Below are 22,987 nucleotides of genomic sequence, written 5' to 3'. Positions count from 1 at the left end.
CGAGCGCCCGGGTCTCGCGCCCGCGGGGTGACAATCGACGCACCGTGGACCCCTTGAACGAATCCCTCTTCGACGCCCAGGCACTCGGATCGCCGGCCGACCTGGCGTCGTCGCTTGCGCCGCCGGCCGCGCCGGGGCACTTCGACGAGCTGCGCGGCCTCGCCGCCCCTGCGCCCGCGGCCGTGCCCCGGCTCGGCATGCCCTCGCAGCCGGCGCCGCTGCATGACGCCTCCTTGCCACCCCCGCCTCCGCCCGAGCGGCCCGAGCCCGAGACCGGCGAGCGCGGCCCGCTGGCACCGCACTGGGCCGGCTTCTTCGAGCAGCTCGGCACCGAGGGCTTCGGCGACCTGCCCCGGCGCGCCGTCAGCCTGGAGCGCCAGATCCGCGACAACGGCGTCACCTACAACGTGTATGCCGACGCCGGCGGCCCGCAGCGGCCCTGGTCGCTCGACCTCTTCCCGCTGATCGTCCCGCCCGAGAGCTGGGCCGCGATCGAGGCCGGCGCGCTGCAGCGCGTGCGCCTGCTCGACCGCATCCTGGCCGACATCTACGGGCCGCAGCAGGTGCTGGCCGAAGGCCTGCTGCCGCCCGCCCTGGTACAGGGCAACCCGGGCTACCTGCGCGCGATGCATGGTGTGCGCCCGCCCGGCGACACCTGGCTGCGCATCGCCGCCCTCGACCTTGCGCGCGGCCCCGACGGCAACTGGTGGGTGGTGTCGCAGCGCACCCAGGCCCCCTCGGGCCTGGGCTACCTGCTGGAGAACCGGCTCGCCATCGCACGGCAGTTCCCGCAGGCCTTCGAGGCGCTGCACGTGCAGCGCCTGGCCGCCACCTACAACGCGATGATGGAGGGCCTCCAGAGCATGTGCCCGGCCGGCCAGCCGCCGCACATCGTGCTGCTGACGCCCGGCCCCTACAACGAGACCTACTTCGAGCACGCCTACATCGCGCGCTACCTGGGCATCACGCTGGTCGAGGGCAACGACCTCACGGTGCGCGACCAGCGGCTCTATCTCAAGACCTTGCAGGGCCTGCGGCCGGTGCACGGTCTCATCAAGCGGCTGGACGACCAGTTCCTCGATCCCCTGGAGCTGCGGGCCGACTCCACGCTGGGGGTGCCCGGCCTGCTGCAGGCGATACGCGCCGGCAACGTGCTGCTGGCCAACACGCCCGGCTCGGCTTTCCTGGAATCGCCCGCGCTGCTCGGCTTCCTGCCCGCGCTGTCGCGCCGGCTGCTGGGCGAAAAGCTGCTGCTGCCGGCCCTGCCCACGTGGTGGTGCGGCGAGCGCGCCGCGATGGAGGCGGTGCTGCCGCAGCTGGCCGGCTGCACCATCAAGTCGACCTACCCCGGCGAGGAGGGGCATGCCGGCTTCGAGACCCTGCTCGGCAGCCGGCTGAGCCGGCGCGAGCTCGACGAATGGGCCGGCCGCATCGTGCGCGAGGGTGAGGAATACACCGTGCAGAACTACCTGCCGATCTCGCAGATGCCGACCTGGACCCAGGACCTCGGCGCCGGCCACATCGTGCCGCGCTCGGTGCTGCTGCGCGTGTTCGCGGTCTGCGTCGGCCCGCAGTCCTGGCGCGTGCTGCCCGGCGGCCTGGCGCGACTGGCCGGCGCCAACGCGCAGATCGCCTCGATGCAGCGCGGCGGCAGCAGCGCCGACGTGTGGGTGCAGACGCACGGCGAGGTCGACCGCACCACCCGGCTCCAGGTGCACACCACGCCGGCCTCGCTCGCCCGCCACCGCGCGCCGGTCACCAGCCGCGCGGCCGAGAACATGTACTGGCTGGGCCGCTACACCGAGCGCGCCGAGAACGCGGTGCGCCTGGCGCGGCTCACGCTCGACCTGCTCGGCGGCGAGGACCCTTCCTCGCCCGCGCTGCTGACCTGGCTGCACCACATGGCGTGGCGCAACGCGCTGGTGCCGCGCGATGTGCCCAGCCTGCCGCGCTCACGTCGCGTCTTCGAGCGCTCGTTGATCGCCGAGCTGGCCGACATCGACGAGGGCGGCAGCGTCGGCTACAGCCTGCGCTGCGTGCGCCAGGCGGCGGCCGCGGTGCGCGAGCGGCTGTCGCCGGACCACTGGAACCAGATCGTGCGTGCCGAGAGCGAATTCATGCGCCGCAGCGCCGAACAGGCCGGCGAGCGCGTCGACGGCGGCTACGCCAGCGCCGCCGCGCTGCGCATGCTCGAGTCCACCAGCGCCGCGCTCGCCGCGATGACCGGCGCCCAGACCGATCGCATGACACGCGACGACGCCTGGCGCCTGCTCTCCATCGGCCGCCACATCGAGCGCCTGGCCTTCCTCTCCAGCGCGCTGGCAGCCGGCTTCGACATCGGCTCGGTGCACGACGTGAGCGGCTTCGAGGCCATGGTCGGCCTGTTCGACAGCACCATCACCTTCCACGCGCGCTACCAGCAGCGGCGCGACGTCGCGACCCTGGTCGACTTGCTGGTGCTCGACGGCGACAACCCGCGTTCGCTGGCCTGGGTCACGCAAACGCTGCGCGGGCGCATCGCGCGGCTCGCGGGCAGCGCGCCGGGCAAGCTCACGGCGCTCTCGCACGAGCTGCCCGATCCGGCCGCCTGGACCCTCGAGCACCTCTGCGAGCCCGGGCCCGATGCGGACTACGGCGCACTGATGCAGCTGCTCGAGACCTGCGAGACCGCGGCCTACCATGTGTCGGATGCGATCGGCGTCCGCTACTTCACCCTCACTTCGGAATCGCTCCGCTCCGTAGGCGCCTGATCATGCTCCTGCACGTGACTCACGAGACGCGCTACGCGTATTCGCCCCCGGTCGAAACCGCGCAGCACCTGGCGCACCTCAAGCCGCGGACCACGCCGACCCAGCGCCTGGTGAGCCACGCGCTCACGGTCAGCCCCGAGCCGGCGCAGCGCAGCGAATCGCCCGACGTCTACGGCAATGCGCGCGCCTTCTTCGCGCTGGACTCGACCCACGAGGAGCTGGTGGTCACGGCCGAGAGCGTGGTCGAGACCTCCACGCCCCTGCTTTCGCCGGCGGCGGCGCGCGAGCTGCCGTGGGAGGAGGTGCGCGAGCGCTTCCGCTACACCAAGGACGCGCGCTTCGACGCCGCGGCCGAATTCGTCTTCCCCTCGCACTACGTGCCACGGCACGACGACTTCGCCGCCTATGCGCGGCCCAGCTTCGCGCCGGGGCGTCCGGTCTTCGACGCCGCGATGGACCTGGCGCTGCGCATGCACGCCGACTTCCGCTACGACAGCGGCAGCACCGAGATCAGCACGCCCGCGATCGAGGCCCTGGCGCAGCGCCACGGCGTGTGCCAGGACTTCGCCCACATCATGATCGCCTGCTTCCGCACCCTGGGCCTGCCGGCACGCTACATCAGCGGCTACCTGCTGACGCAGCCGCCGCCCGGCCGCCCCCGGCTGCTCGGCGCCGATGCCTCGCACGCGTGGGTCTCGGTCTACATCCCGGGCGCCGACGGTCCGGGCGACTGGGCCGAGTTCGATCCGACCAACGGCCGCCAGCCCGGCGAGGACTATGTCGCGTTGGCCATCGGCCGCGACTACTCCGACGTCTCGCCGATGCGCGGCGTGCTGCACGGGGGCGCACGCCATACGCTGGACGTCCGCGTCACGGTGCAGCCGCTGGAAGAGCTGCGGGCCCACGCGGCGCAGGCGGCGCAGCAGGTGCAGACTCAGGCACAAACACAGACACAATGGCCCCTCCAAGACCCAGACAAGGAACCCTCATGAGCATCGACGACAAACTCAAAAGCCTCGGCATCACCCTGCCGCCGGTCGCCGTTCCCGCCGCCGCCTACGTGCCTTTCGTGCAGACCGGCAAGCTGGTCTTCCTCTCCGGCCATATCGCGAAGAAAGACGGCAAGCCCTGGGTCGGCCAGCTCGGCGCGGGCCTCGGCACCGAGGAAGGCAAGCAGGCCGCGCGCGCCATCGCGATCGACCTGCTGGGCACGCTGCAGGCCGCCGTCGGCGACCTGAACAAGGTCAAGCGCATCGTCAAGGTGATGAGCCTGGTCAACTCGACGCCCACCTTCACCGAACAGCACCTGGTGACCAACGGCGCGAGCGAGTTCTTCGCCGAGGTCTTCGGCCCCGAGAAAGGCGCGCATGCGCGCAGCGCCTTCGGCGTGGCGCAGATTCCCCTCGGCGCCTGCGTCGAGATCGAGCTCATCGCTGAAGTCGAATGACGCCGGTCTGCCTTTAACTTGGACGACACCGACCGCCACCTGCTGAGCCTGCTGCAGGCCAACGCCCGCGCCCCTGCGGCCGAGCTGGCGCGCAAGTTGAAGGTGGCGCGCACAACCGTGGTTGCGCGCATCGCCCGCCTGGAGCGCGAGGGCGTGATCGCCGGTTACGGCGTGCGCCTGGGCCAGCGGCTGGATCACGCCGCCGTGCGCGCCTACTGCGGCCTGAGCGTCGCGCCGAAGATGGCGGCCGGCGTGATCCGCGCGCTGGAGCGGCTGCCCGAGCTGGAAGAGCTCTCGGCCGTCAGCGGAGAGTACGACTACATGCTCGCCCTGCGCTGCGAGACCAACGAGCAACTTGACGCGCTGCTCGACCGGATCGGGCTGATCGAGGGCATCCAGCACACCCATACATCGGTGGTGCTGAGCCGCAAGATCGATCGGCGCAGCGCGGTGGGCGAGCTGCGGCAGTCGGTCTGACGCGGACTTCCGGCGCCCTAGCCGAAGCGGATGCCTTGCGCCAGCGGCAGCTCGCTCGAGTAGTTGATGGTGTTGGTGCTGCGCCGCATGTACTGCTTCCAGGCATCCGAGCCGCTCTCTCGGTCACCGCCGGTCTCCTTCTCGCCGCCGAAGGCGCCGCCGATCTCGGCCCCGCTCGGGCCGATGTTGACGTTGGCCATGCCGCAATCGGAACCGGCGGCGCAGAGGAAGCGCTCGACCTCGCGAAGGTTGTTGGAAAAGATGCAGGAGGACAGGCCCTGCGGCACGTCGTTGTGCATCGCGATCGCCTCGTCAAGATCTTCGTAGCCCATCACGTAGAGCAGCGGTGCGAAGGTCTCGCGGCGCACCACCTCGGTCTGCGCCGGCATCTCGGCGATCGCCGGGCTCACGTACCAGGCCTGCGGGCACAGCTCCGCGTTCAGGCGCTCGCCACCGGTGAGGATGCGCCCGCCCTGCGCCTGCGCCTCGGCCATGGCGGCCTGCATTGCGCCGAAGGCGTCCTCGTCGATCAGCGGCCCGACCAGCGTGCCCTCCTCCAGCGGATGGCCGATGCGCAGGCTGCGGTAGGCCGGCAACAGCTTGCCGAGCAGCGCCTCCTTGACGCGGCGGTGGACGATCAGTCGCCGCAGCGAGGTGCAGCGCTGGCCCGCGGTGCCCACGGCGCTGAACAGGATCGCGCGCACCGCCATGTCGAGGTCGGCCTCGGGCGTCACGATCATCGCGTTGTTGCCGCCCAGCTCGAGGATGCGGCGCCCGAAACGCGCCGCCACGCGCGGCCCCACCTCGCGGCCCATGCGCGTGGAGCCGGTGGCCGAGACCAGCGGGACCAGCGGGCTGTCAACCAACGCCTCGGCCTGGGCCCGGCCGCCGATCACGATCTGCGCCAGCCCGGCCGGCGCACGCTCGCCGAAGCGGGCGATCGCGCGTTCCAGCGCGCGAAAGGTCGCAAGGCCCGACAGCGGTGCCTTCTCCGAGGGCTTGAAGATCACCGGGTCGCCGCACACCAGCGCGATGGCGGCATTCCATGCGAACACCGCGCTCGGGAAGTTGAAGGCGGTGATCACCGCCACAGGCCCCAGCGGGTGGTACTGCTCCATGATCCGGTGGCCGGGACGCTCCGAGACGATGGTCCTGCCGCAGAGCTGGCGCGCGAGGCCGAGCGCGAACTCGCTGATGTCGACACCTTCCTGCACCTCGCCCAGCCCTTCCTGCGCGATCTTGCCGACCTCGATCGAGATCACGCGGCCGATCGATGCCTTGGCCTCGCGCAGTTCCTCGCCCCAGAGCCGCACCAGCTCGCCGCGCGCCGGTGCCGGCACCTCGCGCCATTGCCGGAAGGCCGCCTGGGCCTGTTCGATGATCGATGGCATCGAGGCCATCGGCGTCTCGTGCAGCCGGGCGATCTCGGCACCGTCGATGGGCGAGCGCACGCACAGGCTGCCGCCCGAGCGCTGCGCGGCGGCGATGCCGCAGCGCTCGAACAGGGCCGAGCGTTCATCGTGGTTCATGGACAGGCCTCCTTCGCTCTGCGATGCCGGATCGGCGATGGCCAAGTATGGACGGACGCATGGCCCTGGCGCGAGACCGGCTGCGACGGCGTCGAGCCCGCCTCGCTCAGCGACGCATAGCAGTTGCCCACGCGCGTGCTCAAGAAGGCTTCGAGCCCCACCTGTTCCTGCCCGACGAAGCCGCGCGCCGGCAGACGTCCCGTGCGCAGCAGCTCGAACACGCCGACGACGCCGGCGGCGGTCGCGAGTTCGATGGCGGTGCGGTCCACGCCGCGCAGCCGGCCGCCATGGATGCGCGCCATGCGCGTCAGTTGCTCGAAGCGGCCATCCCGCTCGCCGGTCGCGGAGGCGAAGACGAGGACCACATCCTCGCGGCTGTGGGGCACGGCATGCTCCAGCACCTGGCGCAGCAACTCGCGCCGCTCGATCAGCCGCAGGTCGTGCAGCAGGAAATCCATCGCGTCGCGATGACCGGGGTAGCGCAGCGTCTTGTAGTCGAGGTTGCGCACGCGGCCCGCCAGCGTCTCGGCCAGGGTGCCCAGGCCGCCGGAGGTGTGGAAGGCCTCGTAGGCCTCGCCTTCGAGTAGCAGCGTCTCGTGCCCTTCCAGCGGCTGCACCGACACCGGCTGGCCTTGCACGATGGCGGCGCAGGGATTGCAGTACTCGTTGATGAGGCCGTCGATGCTCCAGGTAAAGGCGTAGCGCAGGCGGTTGGTCGCATGCCGCGGCAGCGCACCCACGCGCAAGTGCAGGTCGCGCAGCGTGTCGAAGCGGCCGGCCAGCTGCATGCCGAGCATGCCGATCACGCCCGGCGCCAAGCCGCATTGCGGCATCAGCACCGTGGCGGCGTCCTGCGCGAGCGCGCGGATGGCGGCGGTGGCCGCCACGTCTTCCGTCAGGTCGAAGTAGTGCAGGCCCTGCGCGCAGGCGGCCGCGGCGACATGCGCGGCCAAGTGGAAAGGCAAGGCATTGATCACGACCTGGTGGCCGGCCATCGCCGCCGCAAGCGCGGCGCCCTCCTCCACGTCGAGCACGATGCGCGCAACCCCACGGTCGCCGGGCTCCGCGGCAGGGAGCATGCGGTCTGCCAGCGTCACCGGCAGGTGGTGGTACTCGGCCACCATGTCGGCCACCGTGCTGCCCACCTTGCCGGCGCCCAGCACCAGGACCCTGCGGATCCTGTTGTTCTCGTTCTCGATCGGGGTCATCGCGCACTCCTTTGCAGTCGTGCGGAAACTGTAGAAGGGAGGGCTGGCAGGCGGAAGCCGCCAATGCGGCAGGAAGCGCGGCGAGCCGGCCGGAACGTCGGGTCGCGAGCGTCGAATCGTCAAATTCCCGAGGCCGCAACTCCTTGATGTTCCCGACCGGGCTCCCCGGCCGCGGGGGTTTCGTTCAGGTCCCGTGCTCCCAGGGGTTGATCAGCTTGATACCGGGTACTTCGCGGAAATCCGCAACATTGCGCGTCACGAGTGTGAAGCCATGTTCGAGCGCCGTGGCAGCAATCATCGAGTCGCGGTAGCTCTTGGTGTCCGGCACATGCAGCGGCGCGCAGCGCAGCGCCGCCGCGCCGTCGAAGGACAGGATGCGGCCCGCGAAGCTTTTCACGAGGGCATCGAACCACGCGCGCAGGGCGCCGCCTTCGGGCGGCGTCCTGCGCTCCAGGCGCTGGATGCCGATCTCCTGCTCCAGGAGAGTGATCGCGGACAGAAAAAACTGGCTGGCCGGCATGGCGCCGGCCCATGACATCACCGCGGACGACTGGTGCGGTTTGCCCGGCCGCAGTTCCGAGACGACGTTGGTGTCGAGCACATACATCAGCCCGCCTCCGGGATCTGGAGGGCGATGTCGGCGCGCGGTGCCTCGAACTCGATGCCGTCGGTGCGCGGCAGGCTTTCCATGAGCTCCAGCAGCGACATGTTCTGCTTGCCGCTCAGCTGGTAGTAGTCGTCGATGTTGAGCAGCACGAACGCGGGCCGGCTGCGGTCGGTGATGAACACCGGGCCCTCTGCCGCCAGCCGCTTCGCGTGGCCCACGTCGCGCGCGAAGTCGCGGCTCGGTACGGTGTGGATGGACATGACATTTCCTTTCGGGTCGAACCAGCGCCAAACCTGTGGACGCTGCGCCATTGAGAAATGTCTGCATGTTACGACATTGCGCCGCGACGTGCGAGCTGCAATGGGCCTCGAGGACGGTGGCTATCGCGCGCCCGAGGACCCGCGCACCATCAACTCCCCGGGCAGCAGCATCTGCCGCGGCGGCCCTTCGAGCCCGCGCAGGCGCTCGATCAGGCAGGTCGCCGCGGTCCGGCCGATGGCATCGGTGGGCTGGGCGATGGTGCTGAGACCCGGGCCGATCAGCGGCGCCCATTCGGGATCGTCGAAGCCCACGAAGCCGAGCTCGACGCCGAAGTGCCAGCCCAGGCGCGCCATCGCCGAGGCCACGCGCAGCGTCACGACGGCATTGCCGGACAGCACGGCGGCGCGGCGCGCGCCCCGGGCGCGCTTGCGCAAGGCCCGCAAGGCGGCGTCGAGCGCGTCGTTGTCCTCGCCGCTGCTTTCGAACACCTCGCCGGCCACGCGCGGCTGGTGCGCCGCGACGCAGTCGCCGAAGGCCGCGGTCCGCTCGCGCCGCGAGCTCACGCCCTTCAGCGGCTCGGTGATGTAGAGCAGCTCGCGATAGCCGCCCTCGACCAGATGGCCGCAGGCGGCCTGCATCGCGGCCGGGTTGTCGAGCGAGACGAAGTCCGTGTGCATGCCGGCATGCCGGCGGTCCACCAGCACGGCGGGCTTGCCGTGCAGCGCGTCGGCATCGACCAGCCCGGCGCCGCGGCCGAGCGTGTTGAGGATGAAGCCGTCCACCTGGTAGCCGGCGAGCGCATCGATGGCCTCGCGCTCGCGGTCGATGTCGTTGCCGAGGTTGAACAGCATCACCAGGTAGCCGGCCTCCTGGCAGGCCTTCTCGGCGCCCCGCAGCACGGCCACCGAATAGGGGTTGGTGATGTCGGCCACGATCAGGCCGATCAGGCGCGAGCGCCCATGGCTCAGGGCCTGCGCCATCGGGCTCGGCGTATAGGCCAACTTGGCGACCGCGGCCTCGACGCGTGTCGCGATGTCGGCGCTCAGCAGGCGATCGCGGTGGTTGAGGAAGCGGGAGACGGTGGCCTTGGAGACGCCGGCCTCCTTCGCTACGTCGGCAATGGTTGCGCGGGCAGGCTTCTTGGCGCTCATTTGTGCTTTGCCGTTGGTTTGAGTCCGGAGCCGGGAATTCGCCCCGGCGGGCGAGTCACTTTCTCTTGGCGAGACGAAAGCCAAGCGCGCCGTACAAATTCAACCCAGCGGCAGCTCACACCAACCCCGTGTCGTAAACCGCCAGCGGGCGCTCGCCGGCAAGCGCCTTCAGCAGGTTGGTCGTCGCGAGTTCGGCCATCGCATGCCGCGTCTCGTGCGTGGCCGAGCCGATGTGCGGCAGCGGCGTGACGCGTGGATGGATGCGCAGCGGCGAATCCGCAGGCAGCGGCTCGGTGGCGAACACATCGAGCCCGGCGGCACGCAGCGTGCCCTGGTCGAGCGCGGCCAGCAACGCGGGCTCCTCCACCGTGGCGCCGCGCCCCCCGTTGATGAAGATCGCGCCAGGCTTCATGCGGCCGAACACGCGAGCATCGATCATGCCGCGCGTGGTGTCCGACAGCGGCAGCATGGCGACCACGATGTCGGCGCGCGCCAGCAGTTCGTCGAGCGGCGTGTGCACGGCCCGGCCCAGCAGCTCCGGCGCCTGCACCGCCAGATCGACGGCGCGCCGCGCGTGGTACAGCACCGGCATGCCGAAGCCCAGGGCCGCGCGCCGGGCGATGGCCTGGCCGATGCGGCCGAAGCCCAGCAGGCCCAGCGTCTTGCCGTGTACGTCGTAGCCGAACAGGTCCTCGCCGATGTTCTTCGTCCAGCGGCCTTCGCGCACCAGGTTCGACAACTCCACCACGCGGCGGCTGGTCGCCATCAGCAGGGCGAAGACGGTGTCGGCCACCGTCTCGTCGAGCACGCCGGGCGTGTGGCACAGCAGGATGCCGCGCGCGTGCAGGGCAGCCAGCGCATAGTTGTCCACGCCGACCGAGACGCTGGAGATCACCTCCAGCGTGGGTGCGCGCGCGAGCAGCGCCTCGTCGACCGGGAAGCTGGAGCCGATCAGGCCCTGGGCCTCGGGCAGCGCGGCCTCGAAGGCGCCGAGCTGCGAAGCGATGCGCGGGTTGGCAACCGTGACCTCGTGCGCGGCCTGCAGGCGCGCCAGTTGGTCATCAGGCAGCTCGCGAAAGACCAGGACTTTCTTCTTGCGCATCACAGCTTCGCTTCGTCGAGTTGCGCCCGTGTCGGCAGGCCTTCGGTGTCGCCCAGCACCTGCACCGCTCGGGCGCCGATCCAGGCGGCGCGGCGCACCGCCTCGGACACCGGCTTGCCTTCGAGCAGCGCGCTGATCACGCCCACCGCGAAGCCGTCTCCGGCGCCGACGGTGTCGACCACCTGCGCCACGGGAAAGCCGTCGACGCGGCCGGTGCCCGCCGCATCGCTGTCGTAGTAGGCGCCCTGCGCGCCGAGCTTGACCACCACCAGCTTGGCACCGCGCTCACGGTAGAAGCGCGCCACGCCTTCGGGCGTGGTCTGGCCGGTGAGCAGCAGGCCCTCTTCCATGCCGGGCAGCACCCAGTCGGCGCGGGCGGCCAGTTCGTTGATCCAGTGGCGCATGGCCTCGGTCGAGGACCACAGCGTAGGCCGAAGATTGGGGTCGAAGGAGATCGTGCGGCCGGCCGCACGCATCACCTCCATCGCCTTCAGGGAAGCCTGCAGGCTGGTGTCGGAGATGGCGGCGAACACGCCGGTCGCATGCAGGTGCCGCGCCGAGCGCAGCCAGGCCTCGTCGACGTCGGCCGGGCCCATGTGGCTCGCGGCCGAGCCCTTGCGGTGGTACTCGATCGGCGGGTCGCTGCCATCGGTCACGCGGCCCTTGAACTGGAACCCGGTGCGCTGCGCCGGATCGCTGATCACGTGGGAGCAGTCGATGCCCTCGGCCCGCATGGTGGCCAGCAGCGCGCGGCCCATCGAATCGGTGCCGAGCCGGCTGGCCCAGCCGACCTTCAGGCCCAGCCGCGAGAGGCCGATCGCCACGTTGGTCTCGGCGCCGGCGGTGCGCTTGTGGAAGCCGGTCGCGTTCTCGATCGGGCCGGGCTGGTCGGCCACCAGCAGCAGCATGGCTTCGCCGAACAGCGCGACATCGAAGGCAGGATTCGTCATCGCGCGGCTCTCAGCGAACGGAACGGATCTGCGCGACCTGCTCGCGCGTGACGGCGAGCAGGTCATCGCCGGCCAGGGGGTATTCGATGGCGTGCGGCACATCCGCGGGCAAGGCCCGCAGCACCGCGCGCCAGGGCGCCAGCGACTCGGCCAGCGGCACCGCCACCCATTTGGCCGGCAGGCGCTGCACGCCCTTGCAGTGCACGTAGCGCACCCGCGCTGCCAGCGCCTCGGCGGCCGCGAGCGGGCATTCGCCCAGCCAGTGCCAGTTGCCCATGTCGAAGGTCATGCCCAGGTCGAGCCCGGCCGCATCGGCCGCGCCGAAGAAGGCCTGCAGCGCGGGCAGCGTGCCGGCCTTGGCCGTCTGGTCGTTCTCGATCAGCAGCTCGACCGCCTGGTCATCGAGCAGCCCCTTGAGCCGCGCCAGCGAGCTCTCCGAGCCCTCGGCGTAGCCGCCGATCGACATCTTGAGCCGATGCGCGCGCAAGACGCCCGCAGCAGCCAGGCCGCGCGCGAGCGCTCCTTCATCCAAGGCGCCGCCATCCGCCCACAGCCCCTCCGGGCTCGAATAGACGGAAGCAAGGCCGGCCAGCGCAGGCAACTCGGCCGCCGCGTCGCGCAGCAGTTCCCCGCGCACCTCCACGCTGTCCGCCCCAGCCTCCAGCGACAGCCGTGTACACCACAGCTGCCCATGCCGCCCCACCTCGGCCGCGCCAAAGGACGACAGGGAAATCAACACGTTCATGCTTCTTCTTCCAGGAACACCGCGGAACCGGCTTTGCCGGGCCGCTGGTGTTGCCCCCGGTAGGGGGTTGGGGTAGCGACACGAAGTGCGCGAAGCCTGGGGGGGAGCAACAGGACTCCCCGGTGAGGGGGTGGGCGGCCACACGAAGCGGGCCAACCTGGGGGAGAGTTCGTCATGCCTGATGCGAGCTGAGAATTTGCCCTAAAAACTGACGCGTCTTCTCATGCCTGGGGCTGCCGAAGAACTCCTGAGGCGGCGCCTGCTCGACGATCTTGCCATCGGCCATGAAGATCACGCGGTCGGCCACGCTGCGCGCGAAGCCCATCTCGTGCGTCACGCAAAGCATGGTCATGCCGTCCTCGGCCAGGCCGATCATGGTGTCCAGCACTTCCTTGACCATCTCGGGGTCGAGCGCTGACGTGGGCTCGTCGAACAGCATGATCTTGGGCGACATGCACAGCGCCCGCGCGATGGCCACGCGCTGCTGCTGGCCGCCGGAGAGCTGGCTCGGGTATTTGTGGGCCTGCTCCGGGATGCGCACCCGCGTGAGGTACTTCATCGCCACCTGCTCGGCCTCTTCCTTCGACATGCCGCGCGAGCGCATCGGCGCCAGCGTGCAGTTCTGCAGGATGGTCAGGTGCGGGAACAGGTTGAACTGCTGGAACACCATGCCGACCTCGGCGCGCACCGCGTCGACGTTCTTCCCGCCGGCCGTGAGCTCGATGCCGTCGACCACGATCTTGCCCTTCTGCACCGTCTCGAGACGGTTGATGCAGCGGATCAGCGTCGACTTGCCCGAGCCCGAAGGCCCGCAGATCACGATGCGCTCGCCGGTGCGCACCGACAGGTCGATATCGGTCAGCACCTGGAAAGTGCCGTACCACTTGTTCACCGCTTCCATGCGGATGATCGACTCGGCGCCTGCGTGTGTCGCGACTGCGTCCGTCATGAGGTTGAGCTCCTGTCTCGGTTTTCTCTGTCCGGGCTCAGTTGAGCTTCGGCAGGTCCGTCTGCAGCCACTTGTTGTACAGCTTGTTCAGCTCGCCGTTGGCCGTGTTCTTCGACACGAACTCGTTGACGTTCTTCAGCAGGTCGTCCTGGCCGGGGCGCATGGCGATGGCCATGGCCTGCTGCACCAGGGTGAACTTGTTCTCGAAGGTGTCGGCGGGCACGCGCTTGGCGATCTGCGCGGCCACGGTGACGGAGCAGCCGATGGCGTCGACCTGGCCCGAGATCAGCGCCTGCATGGCCGAGGCGTCGTCGTCGAAGCGGCGGATCTCGGTGCCCTCGGGGGCGGCCTTGGTCACGGCCACGTCCTGCGTGCTGGCACGCGCCACGCCGACGCGCACGCCCTTCAGGTCGGCCGCGCTCTTGATGCTGCTGCCCTTCTTGCCGTAGAGAACGATGGTGGCCGCGGCATAGGGCTGCGAGAACTGCACCTGCTTCGCGCGATCGGGCGTCACCGCCAGCGAGGCGACCAGCAGGTCGACCTTGTTGGTCAGCAGGAAGGGGATGCGGTTGGGGCCGGTGACCGGCACGATGTTGGCCTTGACACCCCAGTCCTTGGCCAGCAGCTTGGCGACATCGGCGTCGTAGCCGTCGGGCTGGTTCTGCGCGTTGGTGGTGCCGTAGGGCGGGAAGTCGACCAGCATGCCGATCGTGACTTCGCCCTTCTTCTTGATGTCGGCCACGGTCTGGGCCGAGGCGAGCGGTGCGAAGGCGCTCAGCGCGGCGCCGAGTCCCAGGGCGACGATGGCGGCGCGGCGGGTGGTGAAGAAGGTCATGGAAGGGGTCTCCTTGGATTGAATGGAAAAGAAGGAAGCAAGCTCAGCGCGCCAGTGTCCGGGCGCGCTTGCGCTCCATGTGCGCCGCCATCAACGACAGCGGCCAGCAGATGACGAAGTAGATCGCCGCCACCGTGGTGAACACGTACAGCGGCTGGAAGGTCGCGTTGTTGATGATCTGCCCGGCGCGCGTGATCTCGGTGAAGCCGATGATCGCGGCGAGCGAGGTGCCCTTGATGATCTGCACCACGTAGCCCACGGTGGGCGGCAGCGCGATCTTGAAGGCCTGCGGCAGCACCACGTCGCGCATGCGGCTCGCGTAGCCCAGGTTGAGGGCATGCGCGGCCTCGGTCTGGCCGCGCGGAATGGCCTCGATGCAGCCGCGCCAGATCTCGCCGAGGAAGGCCGCGCTGTTGAGCACCAGCGCCACCCCGGCAGCGATCCACGGGTTGATGTCGAAGCCGATCACCGGCGCACCGAAGAAGATCAGGAACAGCTGCAGCAGCAGCGGCGTGCCCTGGAAGATCTGGATGAAGCCTGTGGCCAGCAGCCGCGCGGTCTTGCTCTCCGAGGTGCGCGCCAGCGCGATCGCGAGCCCCAGGACCGCGCCGCCGATGAAGGCGATCAGCGACAGTGCCAGGGTCCACCTGGCGGCCTCGAGGATGAACAGGAAATCGGGAAAGCCGAAGGTACGCATGGTTGTCTGTGCCTCAGCGCCGGTCCGGGTAGTTGAGCGTGCGCCGGTAGATCAGCTTGAACAACACCGAGAACGACATCGCCAGCGCCAGGTAGATGCCGGCCACCACGATGTAGATCTCGAAGCTGCGGAAGGTCTGCGACTGCAGGTTGGCCGCGACCGAGGTGAGGTCGTCGGCCGAGATCACCGACACCACGGCCGAGCTCAGCATCAGCAGGATGAACTGGCTGGTGAGCGCCGGGTAGATGGCCTTCAGCGCCGGCTTGATGATCACGAAGCGGAAGATCTCCCAGGGCTTGAGGTTGAGCGCCCGGCCCGCCTCGATCTGCCCCTTGGGAATGGACTCGATGCCGGCGCGGATGATCTCGGTCGCATAGGCGCCGAGGTTCACCACCATGGCGGTGAGCGCGGCCGTGTACGGCGACCAGCGCAGACCGATGGCCGGCAACGCGAAGAAAAAGAAGAACAGCTGCACCAGGAAGGGCGTGTTGCGGATCACCTCGATGTAGGCATTGACGATGAAGCGCAGCCAGCCCGGCCCCGAGGTCTTGCCCCAGGCGCAGAAGATCGCCACCACCAGGCCCAGCAGCGTGGCCACCAGCGAGAGCTGGATGGTGATCCACGTGCCCTTCAGCAGCAGCGGCCAGGCGGCGAAGACGGCGTCGAACTGGAATTGGTAGTTCACGGGTGGATGGATTGGGGAGGGTGAGTGGCACAGCGGATGGCACCGGAACGGGCTTCGATGTGCAGAGACCGAAGTATATGAAACCGGTTTCAGACCTGTACTAGGGATTCCCCTAATCACGTCTTCGGCGCTCTTCGCGCGGCCCTCATGCCTACACTCGCGCGATGCAGATCACCGACACGCTGCAAGGCGCTACCCAGCCCCTCGGCGCCGGCGCAATGCCCGCCGTGCGCCATCTGCGCGCCACCTTGCTGTGGCCGTTGCGCCTGATGCCGGTGCAGGGACAGCAGCAGCAGCGCCGCAGTCCCTGGCAGCTGCTGCAGGAGCTGGGCGATGCCTCGCCGTGGCGCGAGGAGTTCGACGAGTACACGGGCAGCAGCGACGGCTTCCACGAGCGCCACTACAACGAGTTCGTGAGCTTCCTCCCCTATGTGCAACGCTTCCTCTACGGCGAAGGCCGGCGCGGCCGCGAGGCCGGGGGCACGGGCGGGGAGTCGCCGATGCGCGTCTTCCGCCGGCGCGACCTCGCGGCTGTGCGCGTGCTCACGCGCACGGGCGATGCGCCCATCACGCTGCAGGTGGTGCACACGGACCTCTACTTCTTCTTCGACGTCGACGTGGTGATGCTCAACATGGAAGTCGGCGTGGACGACCTGGGCCTGCCCCAGGCGCAGGAGGTCCTCTACCGCTTCGGCCGCGCCTACCCCGGCGGCTGGGATGCGCAGGGCGCGGCACTCCACTGCATGGCCAGCGTCGAATGGCTGGACGCCGACGGGCGGGTGCTCGCGAGTTCCGACGCGCAGCAGCGCGACCTCTTCCTGGAGCACGTGGCCGAGCACCGCGCGCCGCGCATGGCCGCGCACTGGGCCTGGCTGATGCAGCCCCTGGTGAGCGACCATTCGGGAGAGCCCGGCGCGCTGCGCTTCCGGCAGCTCGAGTACTACCGCATGCCGCTCATGGCCTACCTCGCCCTCGACGATCCGCGCAAGCTCTCGCGCACCGACTTCATCCGGCTGGCGCTCGTGACCGGGGCCTCCGAGCCCGCGGTGGGCAGCAAAGGCCCCCTGCCCTTCGGCGAGGAGCAGCTCGCCGACTTCGAGCAGCGCTACTGCTACGACCGCTTCTGGGTCGATGCCGGCAGCGCACCGAACACGCGCTACCTGTGCAGCGGCCGCTCGCTCGTGGTGGTCGGCACGGCGGATTCCGAGTTCTTCTGCTGCCGCGACCGCGGCGTGCTGGCGCAGTTCCGGCACCAGCACTTCCTGGTGTTCCTCATCGCGCATTTCCAGAAGGCGGCACTGCTGATGTTCTCCGATCGCCTCGTCGAGGCGCTGCGCCGGCTCGACGTGCATGACGTGGCCAGCGTCAAGCGCTTCAAGCGCGCCATCCGCGCAAGCTTCGAGGGCTTCCTGCGCTTCACGCACCGCTACTGGTTCCACGAGATCTCGGAGCAGGCGCAGGTGCGCGCGCTGTCGCGCCTGTGCACCACGCACCTGGCGCTCGACCCGCTCTACGAGGAGGTCAAGGAGCGCATCGCGGACATGAACACCTACCTGGACGCCGACAGCCTGCGCCGGCAAGCCAACACGGTGGTGCGGCTCACCGTGGTCACGCTTTTCGGGCTGATCGGCACCGTTACCACGGGCTTCCTCGGGATGAATTTGCTGGCCGAGGCGGACGCGCCGTTGTGGCAGAAGCTGCTATGGTTCGGCTTCGTGGGCATGCTCACCACCTGGCTGACCCTCTACACCACGATCAAATCCAAGCGCCTGTCGGACTTCATCGACGCGCTCTCGGACGAGCGGCACGGCTTCAAGAGCCGGCTCGCGGTGCTGGCGAGGGTGTGGCGCCCGGGGTCGGACTGACTGAGGACCTGCGACCCGGATTCATGTCCGACCACATCATCACCTTCAACGCCGGCTCCTCGTCGATCAAGTTCGCGCTGTTCTCGATCGGCGATGACGGATTGCTGCAACGGACGACCTCGGGCCAGGTCGATGGGCTCGGCGGCGACGCGCGGCTCAAGGCGAAGGCCGCGGACGGCCGCGTGCTGCATGACGCAGCCCTGCCCGCGGACAAGCTGCGCAACGATGGCGACGCCCTCGCCGCGATCCTCGAGCTGGTGCAGGCCGAGTTCCCGCAGCTGCGCTTCGCGGCCATCGGCCACCGGGTGGTGCATGGTGGCTCCCGCTTCAGTACCGCGACCCTGATCGACGATGCAGTGCTGGCGACGCTGCACGCCCTGATACCGCTGGCGCCGCTGCACCTGCCGAGCAACATCGCCGGCATCGAGACCACACGCCGCGCCTTCCCCCGCGTGCCGCAGGTGGCCTGCTTCGACACCGCCTTCCACCGCGGCGGCGGCTTCCTGGCAGATGCGTACGCGCTGCCGCGCGACTACTTCGACGCGGGCATCCGCCGCTACGGCTTCCATGGCCTTTCCTATGAGTACATCGCGGGGCGCCTGGCCGAACTGGCGCCGCGCGAGGCCGCGGGGCGCGTGATCGTCGCGCACCTCGGCAACGGCGCCTCGATGTGCGCGCTGCGCGGCGGGCGATCGATCGACACGACGATGGGCTTCAGCGCGCTCGACGGCCTGCCTATGGGCACGCGCTGCGGCGCGATCGACCCGGGCGTGCTGCTGCACCTGATCGAAACGCACGGCTACGACGCGGCGCGGCTGTCCGATCTTCTCTACAAGGAGTCGGGGCTCAAGGGCCTGTCGGGCATCTCGCACGACATGCGCGAGCTGGAGGATTCGGCGGATCCGCACGCCGGCGAGGCGATCGCGTATTTCTGCGCCCGCATCCGGCGCGAGGCCGGTGCGCTCGCGGCGTCGCTGGGCGGCATCGATGCCCTGGTCTTCACCGGCGGCATCGGCGAGAACTCGGCCCGGGTGCGCGCCGAAGTGCTGGCGGGGCTGGGCTGGCTCGGCATCGCATTCGATCGCGACGCGCAGCCCGAGGGGCGCCAGGACCGCATGGTCTCGGCCCTAGGCTCGCCGGTCAGCGCCTGGGTGATCGCGACCGACGAGGAGGCCATGATCGCCCGCCACGCGCTGCGCGTGATCCGTGTAGGTGCTCAGGGAGCGATCACGTCCTCGATCGCAGCGCGCCATACCGACGCCAGCTTGCCGTAGCCCTGCGAGTTGGGGTGGATCTCGTTGAGCCAATCGTTGCTGTCGCCGTTGGCGCCGGCGGCCGCGCGGGTCAGCGTGCCGAGGGTGTCGATCACATGCACGTTCGCGTGGCCCAGCGTGCGCACCACGCCGGCGAGGCGCTCGATCAAGTGATCGGCCAAGGCCTGGTGCATCGGCTCGGGAATACGGTGCGCCTCCAGGGCCGGCAGCAGCCATGGCCCGCGGCCCGGCGCGGCGGGCGCATCGTTGGGCGTGGGGTAATCGTAGGTGTGGACGAAGATCGGCGTGTCGGCGTTCTGCGCACTCCCGGCGGCCAGCTGCGACACCATCGCGAAGTTGGTGCGCAGGTAGGCCTCGAAGGCTGCCCAGGCTTCGGGATGAATGCAGTCCGCGGGCGAAGCGGGGTCACTGCGGGGAGGCAGCCGACGCAACAGCTGCTGGTCGACCAGGCGATCGCTGATCGCATCGATCAGGTCGTTGCCGCCGCCGCTCAGCAGGATCGCATCGAAGGCCCAACCCTGCCGGCCACGCCGGCCGCCCGCGATCAGGGTCGCGAAGGCCGGGTCGCGCCACCACTCGACCACGTGGGCCAGCGTATCGCTCGGGCGCGCCGTGTTCGTGACCAGCGTGCTGCGCGTGAAGGCCAGCCGGTTGAGCAGGTTGTTGCCCAGGAGCGCGCCAAAGGAGAACCACGAGTCTCCTTCGGCCAGCATGTGCCAGCCGAAGTCCGAGGGGCTCACGCTGCGCTCGCCGAAGCCGAGCTGCTCCGGCCGCACGATCACGACGGGCTTGCCGAGGGTTGCCATGGTTCTTCTCCTTGTGCGGGGACGAGCACTCGAACCTTCTTCAGTTCGCCAGCGGCCCGCCGGTGCGCGGCAGCCACACTTCGATGTTGTTCTTCGTCTCGGCGCCGGCCTGCGGCCGCAGCTTGATCGCCCAGGGCTGGCCGGTGGGCGAGGCGGCGGTCTGGATGAGGGCCTCGGCGCAGGGGCGGGTCTTTTCGTCGCGGATGATCACGGTGGGCTCCGGATGGCCCACCGGCGGCGAGCGTCCGGCCCGGCGCGAGGTGCTCAGCACGTCCTCGATGGGCGGCACCGAGGCGCCCAGCGTGCGCCAGGGGCCGCGCCAGCTGCGCGCCTTGTCACGCAGCGCGGGGCCGTAGAGCTGGATGTAGACCACCGTGCCGGCACAGACATCGGCCGGGGGTGGCGGCGGCGGCGGCGCCTTGATCCCGTCGGACGGCTCGACGCCTGTACCAGGCATTGGCCCCGGATAGGACGGCGCTGCCGGGGTCGCCGCAGGCGACGGGCCCGTCGCCACCTGCACCTCGCCCAGGCCCAGGTCCTGGATGCGGTCGCGCAGCCACACCACCGCGGGCCAGGGCGCGGGCAGGATGCCGCTGCAGTTCTGCATGGAGCCGACCTGGCCGGTGTAGTCGCGCGCCCAGTAGCGAGGCGCGCAGGGCGGCGCCTGCGCAGGCTGCAGGCAGTCGATGCCGTTGCCGGCATCGAGCAGACGCGTGCAGGCCGGCGCGCGCTGGTCGGGGGCGTCCTTGGCGCAGGCCTGCTTCGCGTCGTCCACGATGCGCACCGAGAGCCGAAACTTGGCCATGAAGTTGTCGCGGCCATTGCGACACAGCAGGTCGCCGGTGCGCAGCAGCTCGGCCGCCAGTTGCGCGGAAGCACCGCCCGATGCGCTCGCCTGCAGGCGGGCCCAGCGCTCGGTCAGTTCCTGGAAGGAGCTGTTCTCGGCCTTCTCGGTCTCGGCACGCTGCGCGCGCCAGCTGTCGATGCCCTGCCAGGCCGCGACCGCGAAGGTCGCGGCGGTGCCGATGCCCACCGACGCAGTGACCGCGCCCGCCCGCATCACGCGCGCCTGGAGGCGGCTCATCGAGCCCACGGCGGCGGCAGTGGCGCTGTCCTTGTCCGTCGACTCGCCATCGCCCTGCACGACGGCCTTCGCGACTGCCTGCTGCTGGCCGTCGTCCGGCACGAACATGCCGGGGGCGCCCTTCGCCACCTGCGCCAGCATCTCGCCTTCCAGTCGGGTGCCGATCTCGGCGCCGAGGCGGAAATAGCTCTCCCATTGCGCCTCGTCGAAGAACTGGTCGGTGGTGGGCTGCTGCGGGAACAGCGGGTTGGCGGCCTTGAAGTTCACCAGGTCCACCGGCAGCGCGGCCGACACATTGGGCTTGACCAGCACGATCTGCCCGGTCGCGCCGCTGGCGTAGCGCACCTGCGCCAGCGCCAGGCAGGCCTGGCTGTGGGTCGAGGCCAGGTCGTTGAGCGAACCGAAGGCGCCCAGGTGCGCCCAGTCGGCGCCGGGCCGCGGCTTCATGAAGGTGATCTCGGCGTTGAGGTCGATGCGTGCGCGGCGGATCAGGATCTCGAGGTCGCAGAAGCGGTAGTCCGGATCGGCACCGCAATCGGCGATCACGATCAGCGCGGCCTCCTGGCGCAGCAGCGCGTAGGCGCCGGTGTTCTCGAAGTGGCCGCCGTCGCTCAGGTACCAGTTGGCGGAACTGCTGCCGGGAAAGATGCCGAAGCATTCGAGCAGCATGAAGCGCGTCTTCATCAGCAGCGGGCTGCCATGCACCGCGGCGCCGCTCTGCACGACGCCGGCCTCGGCGCTGTTCCACCAGTAGCCCAGGCGCAGGCCCGCGAAGACCGACAGTGCCGCAATGCCGCGCTTGGTCAGGCGGCCGAGGCCGGGCGCGAAGGCGGCGCCCGAGATCGCGGTCCATGCGCCCAGGGTGAGCGCACCGTCGCCGTGCGCCTGCGCCCATCCGGCGCCGCCGGCCTGCATCCAGCCCTGCGGACCGACGGTGAGCGGCAGGCTGCGCCGATCGCGGTTGAAGAGCTTCTGCTTGGTGTCGTGGGTCTGGTTGATGCACACGTTGGCCAGGTGCACCGGCCCGCCGTGCAGATGCGGCGCGTAGCGCAGTTGGGAAACGTCGTCCTCCGGGTCGACCTCCCCCACCGGCACCTGCGGCGGCTCCAGCCCCGAGACCTGCTCGGTCGGGCTCGCGCCCAGGCGCCGCGCATTGGCCGCGCCGAGATAGCCGCGCACGATCCGCGCCTTGTAGAACATGTGCAGCGAGGAGACGTTGAGGAAGCCGAAGTTGCGCCCCGTCACCAGCGCATAGCTGAAGACGATGACGAAGATGGTGCCCAGCCAGACCCAGCCGCGCGAGAAGTCCAGACCGGCCGGCGTGAACACCGGCAGCAGCGTGGCCGCATACACCACGCCCACCCACCAGGCCGCGAGGCAGAAGGCCAGCAGCAGGCCTGCCAGGCTGGCGAGGCTGAGCATCAGCGTCTTGCCGATGCCGGGTGCCTGCTGCTTCTGCGACAGCAGCATCGGCAGCACGCCGCGCAGCGCCGCCGCCACCAGCAGCAGGGCAGCGCCGTAGGAAGCGCGCAGGTCCTGGCTCTCGGCCGCGATCCACCAGCCGACGCGGTCGAGCAGGCCCAGCATCACGATCAGCAGCGCGGTGTTGATCACCGAGGCGAGCCCGTCGGTCAGTTCGTTGCGCAGCTGCGCCGGCGAGCGCTTCTGGCTGCGCCACAGCACCCACAGCAGCGCCAGCACCCAGCACAGCGCGAAGCCCACGAAGGCCGGGGCGAGCCACAGCGGGCCGCTGTAGTGGCGCACCAGTTGCGGGCCGACCCAGCAGGCGCCGGCGGCGAGCGCGCACCACATCGCCACCTGCAGCAACATCGAGCCTATGGACTTCCTGTCGCGCACCGACCAGTAGGCGCAGGCCAGCACGATCGAGGCGAGGAAGGGCCCCACCAGCGTGAACCACAACGTGGGCCATTGCGTCGCCCACTGGACCAGCAGGCGCAGCGAATGCACGCTGCCGAGGTCGCTGACGCCGACCACGGAATCGGGCGGCACGCTGTTGAGATCGACCGCGCGGAACACCGAGTCCCACAGCAGCAGGTTGATGGCAGCCAGCACCATGCCGATCAGGCTGGCGGCGATCGCGATCTCGATGTGCGTGCCCAGCAGGTTGCGCAGGTAGAGCGCGCCCGCGAACAGGGTGTCGCGCAAGCCGCCCGGAATCAGGTAGCGGCCGTTGCCGCGCAGCCACCAGCCGAAGCGCGCGCGGTCGACGTCGCCGAAGGCACGCTCGATCTCGCGCACCTCGTCGGCCGATTTCGCGTTGGAGCACAGCCGCCCCAGCGTGGCGCCGACATAGCCGCCGCCCGAGACGGTGGAGACCAGGTCGAACTCGAGCAACTGCCGGCGCGCGGCCAGCGACTTGAGTAGGCCCAGGCAGAAGGTCGCGCTGCGGATGCCACCGCCCGACAGCGCCAGGCCCCACGGCCGCCGGCCGTCGTCGGCGCCCGAGAGCGCCTCGCGGCGCGCCGTGACCAGCTTCCGGATCGCTTCGTCCATGCGGCTCCTCGTCGTTCCGCTTGGAATATTTCATGCTTGGCAGGGGGCGGC

20 protein-coding genes are annotated in these 22,987 nt (G+C 70.0%); 6 read left to right on the top strand and 14 right to left on the bottom strand.

Translation table 11 applies throughout. The features are described 5' to 3' along the window. The first annotated feature begins 44 nt into the window (after positions 1-44). Genes E5P3_RS14440 through E5P3_RS14425 form a run of 4 tightly spaced genes read left to right on the top strand, consistent with a single transcriptional unit; the run spans position 45 to position 4,674 of the window. The gene (locus E5P3_RS14440; protein WP_162586616.1) at positions 45-2,750 is read left to right on the top strand and encodes a circularly permuted type 2 ATP-grasp protein; all 2,706 of its coding nucleotides are present in this window, start codon (positions 45-47) and stop codon (positions 2,748-2,750) included. A gap of 2 nt (positions 2,751-2,752) precedes the next feature. Next, complete coding sequence (locus E5P3_RS14435) at positions 2,753-3,742, top strand: transglutaminase family protein (protein ID WP_162586615.1); 990 nt, start codon at positions 2,753-2,755, stop codon at positions 3,740-3,742. Then, a complete protein-coding gene (locus E5P3_RS14430) occupies positions 3,739-4,197 on the top strand; it encodes a RidA family protein (RefSeq protein ID WP_162586614.1) in 459 nt (152 codons plus the stop codon). Before E5P3_RS14435 ends, E5P3_RS14430 begins: the two co-directional genes overlap by 4 nt. Before the next feature lie 18 nt (positions 4,198-4,215). Then, complete coding sequence (locus E5P3_RS14425; protein WP_162586613.1) at positions 4,216-4,674, top strand: Lrp/AsnC family transcriptional regulator; 459 nt, start codon at positions 4,216-4,218, stop codon at positions 4,672-4,674. 17 nt (positions 4,675-4,691) lie between these two features. Here the strand turns inward: E5P3_RS14425 and amaB are convergent, their stop codons facing one another. The 12 genes from amaB to E5P3_RS14365 form a co-directional block, all read right to left on the bottom strand. Beyond that, positions 4,692-6,203 (bottom strand): L-piperidine-6-carboxylate dehydrogenase, encoded by a 1,512-nt coding sequence (gene amaB / locus E5P3_RS14420; protein WP_162586612.1) that lies wholly within the window; start codon positions 6,201-6,203, stop codon positions 4,692-4,694. Beyond that, on the bottom strand, positions 6,200-7,411 hold the full coding sequence (locus E5P3_RS14415; protein WP_162586611.1) for a saccharopine dehydrogenase family protein: 1,212 nt from the start codon (positions 7,409-7,411) through the stop codon (positions 6,200-6,202). Before E5P3_RS14415 ends, amaB begins: the two co-directional genes overlap by 4 nt. Positions 7,412-7,595: 184 nt before the next feature. Next, positions 7,596-8,018: a type II toxin-antitoxin system VapC family toxin gene (locus E5P3_RS14410; protein ID WP_162586610.1), complete on the bottom strand. Its 423-nt coding sequence runs from the start codon at positions 8,016-8,018 to the stop codon at positions 7,596-7,598. Beyond that, on the bottom strand, positions 8,018-8,278 hold the full coding sequence (locus E5P3_RS14405) for a prevent-host-death protein (RefSeq protein ID WP_162586609.1): 261 nt from the start codon (positions 8,276-8,278) through the stop codon (positions 8,018-8,020). The genes E5P3_RS14410 and E5P3_RS14405 overlap by 1 nt, the downstream gene beginning before the upstream one ends. Positions 8,279-8,398: 120 nt before the next feature. Continuing rightward, positions 8,399-9,430 (bottom strand): LacI family DNA-binding transcriptional regulator, encoded by a 1,032-nt coding sequence (locus E5P3_RS14400; RefSeq protein ID WP_162586608.1) that lies wholly within the window; start codon positions 9,428-9,430, stop codon positions 8,399-8,401. Positions 9,431-9,545: 115 nt separating this feature from the next. Next, positions 9,546-10,532 (bottom strand): 2-hydroxyacid dehydrogenase, encoded by a 987-nt coding sequence (locus tag E5P3_RS14395; RefSeq protein ID WP_162586607.1) that lies wholly within the window; start codon positions 10,530-10,532, stop codon positions 9,546-9,548. After that, the gene (locus E5P3_RS14390) at positions 10,532-11,482 is read right to left on the bottom strand and encodes a sugar kinase (protein WP_162586606.1); all 951 of its coding nucleotides are present in this window, start codon (positions 11,480-11,482) and stop codon (positions 10,532-10,534) included. The genes E5P3_RS14395 and E5P3_RS14390 overlap by 1 nt, the downstream gene beginning before the upstream one ends. Positions 11,483-11,492: 10 nt before the next feature. Continuing rightward, positions 11,493-12,227, bottom strand: coding sequence for a glutamine ABC transporter ATP-binding protein (locus E5P3_RS14385; protein WP_162586605.1), 735 nt, complete (start codon positions 12,225-12,227; stop codon positions 11,493-11,495). Between the two features lie 172 nt (positions 12,228-12,399). Then, positions 12,400-13,176, bottom strand: coding sequence for an amino acid ABC transporter ATP-binding protein (locus tag E5P3_RS14380; protein WP_162586604.1), 777 nt, complete (start codon positions 13,174-13,176; stop codon positions 12,400-12,402). A gap of 37 nt (positions 13,177-13,213) precedes the next feature. Further along, positions 13,214-14,011, bottom strand: a complete 798-nt coding sequence (locus tag E5P3_RS14375) for a transporter substrate-binding domain-containing protein (RefSeq protein WP_162586603.1) — start codon at positions 14,009-14,011, stop codon at positions 13,214-13,216. Between the two features lie 43 nt (positions 14,012-14,054). Continuing rightward, positions 14,055-14,708 carry an amino acid ABC transporter permease gene (locus tag E5P3_RS14370; protein ID WP_162586602.1) on the bottom strand — a complete coding sequence of 218 codons (654 nt, stop codon included), beginning with the start codon at positions 14,706-14,708 and terminating at the stop codon, positions 14,055-14,057. Positions 14,709-14,721: 13 nt separating this feature from the next. Further along, entirely contained in the window at positions 14,722-15,393 is a 672-nt protein-coding gene (locus E5P3_RS14365; RefSeq protein WP_162586601.1) for an amino acid ABC transporter permease, read from the bottom strand. Positions 15,394-15,557: 164 nt separating this feature from the next. On the opposite strand from E5P3_RS14365, the gene E5P3_RS14360 reads away from it, so the two are divergent. Both E5P3_RS14360 and E5P3_RS14355 read left to right on the top strand, forming a co-directional pair. After that, positions 15,558-17,258 (top strand): hypothetical protein, encoded by a 1,701-nt coding sequence (locus E5P3_RS14360; RefSeq protein ID WP_162586600.1) that lies wholly within the window; start codon positions 15,558-15,560, stop codon positions 17,256-17,258. 23 nt (positions 17,259-17,281) lie between these two features. Next, the gene (locus E5P3_RS14355) at positions 17,282-18,532 is read left to right on the top strand and encodes an acetate/propionate family kinase (RefSeq protein ID WP_162586599.1); all 1,251 of its coding nucleotides are present in this window, start codon (positions 17,282-17,284) and stop codon (positions 18,530-18,532) included. Here E5P3_RS14355 and E5P3_RS14350 read toward each other — a convergent pair. Continuing rightward, positions 18,475-19,338: a GDSL-type esterase/lipase family protein gene (locus E5P3_RS14350; protein WP_162586598.1), complete on the bottom strand. Its 864-nt coding sequence runs from the start codon at positions 19,336-19,338 to the stop codon at positions 18,475-18,477. The genes E5P3_RS14355 and E5P3_RS14350 overlap by 58 nt on opposite strands. Positions 19,339-19,378: 40 nt before the next feature. Then, positions 19,379-22,936 carry a patatin-like phospholipase family protein gene (locus tag E5P3_RS14345; RefSeq protein ID WP_197893966.1) on the bottom strand — a complete coding sequence of 1,186 codons (3,558 nt, stop codon included), beginning with the start codon at positions 22,934-22,936 and terminating at the stop codon, positions 19,379-19,381. Positions 22,937-22,987: the final 51 nt, after the last annotated feature.

The sequence above is a fragment of the Variovorax sp. RA8 genome (genome assembly GCF_901827175.1).
Taxonomy (GTDB): Bacteria; Pseudomonadota; Gammaproteobacteria; order Burkholderiales; family Burkholderiaceae_C; genus Variovorax.
The sequence above is the reverse complement of the archived record's forward strand: the minus strand, read 5'-3'. Positions and strand labels throughout refer to the sequence as shown.

What these genes read in the sequence shown, in the direction of transcription:
- E5P3_RS14430 (WP_162586614.1), top strand. Translation starts at nt 3,739, where the DNA reads ATGAGCATCGACGACAAACTCAAAAGCCTCGGCATCACCCTGCCGCCG.
- E5P3_RS14355 (WP_162586599.1), top strand. Translation starts at nt 17,282, where the DNA reads ATGTCCGACCACATCATCACCTTCAACGCCGGCTCCTCGTCGATCAAG.
- E5P3_RS14405 (WP_162586609.1), bottom strand. Translation starts at nt 8,278, where the DNA reads ATGTCCATCCACACCGTACCGAGCCGCGACTTCGCGCGCGACGTGGGC.
- E5P3_RS14380 (WP_162586604.1), bottom strand. Translation starts at nt 13,176, where the DNA reads ATGACGGACGCAGTCGCGACACACGCAGGCGCCGAGTCGATCATCCGC.
- E5P3_RS14360 (WP_162586600.1), top strand. Translation starts at nt 15,558, where the DNA reads ATGCAGATCACCGACACGCTGCAAGGCGCTACCCAGCCCCTCGGCGCC.
- E5P3_RS14375 (WP_162586603.1), bottom strand. Translation starts at nt 14,011, where the DNA reads ATGACCTTCTTCACCACCCGCCGCGCCGCCATCGTCGCCCTGGGACTC.
- amaB (WP_162586612.1), bottom strand. Translation starts at nt 6,203, where the DNA reads ATGAACCACGATGAACGCTCGGCCCTGTTCGAGCGCTGCGGCATCGCC.
- E5P3_RS14345 (WP_197893966.1), bottom strand. Translation starts at nt 22,936, where the DNA reads ATGGACGAAGCGATCCGGAAGCTGGTCACGGCGCGCCGCGAGGCGCTC.
- E5P3_RS14410 (WP_162586610.1), bottom strand. Translation starts at nt 8,018, where the DNA reads ATGTATGTGCTCGACACCAACGTCGTCTCGGAACTGCGGCCGGGCAAA.
- E5P3_RS14400 (WP_162586608.1), bottom strand. Translation starts at nt 9,430, where the DNA reads ATGAGCGCCAAGAAGCCTGCCCGCGCAACCATTGCCGACGTAGCGAAG.
- E5P3_RS14390 (WP_162586606.1), bottom strand. Translation starts at nt 11,482, where the DNA reads ATGACGAATCCTGCCTTCGATGTCGCGCTGTTCGGCGAAGCCATGCTG.
- E5P3_RS14350 (WP_162586598.1), bottom strand. Translation starts at nt 19,338, where the DNA reads ATGGCAACCCTCGGCAAGCCCGTCGTGATCGTGCGGCCGGAGCAGCTC.
- E5P3_RS14385 (WP_162586605.1), bottom strand. Translation starts at nt 12,227, where the DNA reads ATGAACGTGTTGATTTCCCTGTCGTCCTTTGGCGCGGCCGAGGTGGGG.
- E5P3_RS14435 (WP_162586615.1), top strand. Translation starts at nt 2,753, where the DNA reads ATGCTCCTGCACGTGACTCACGAGACGCGCTACGCGTATTCGCCCCCG.
- E5P3_RS14395 (WP_162586607.1), bottom strand. Translation starts at nt 10,532, where the DNA reads ATGCGCAAGAAGAAAGTCCTGGTCTTTCGCGAGCTGCCTGATGACCAA.
- E5P3_RS14370 (WP_162586602.1), bottom strand. Translation starts at nt 14,708, where the DNA reads ATGCGTACCTTCGGCTTTCCCGATTTCCTGTTCATCCTCGAGGCCGCC.
- E5P3_RS14415 (WP_162586611.1), bottom strand. Translation starts at nt 7,411, where the DNA reads ATGACCCCGATCGAGAACGAGAACAACAGGATCCGCAGGGTCCTGGTG.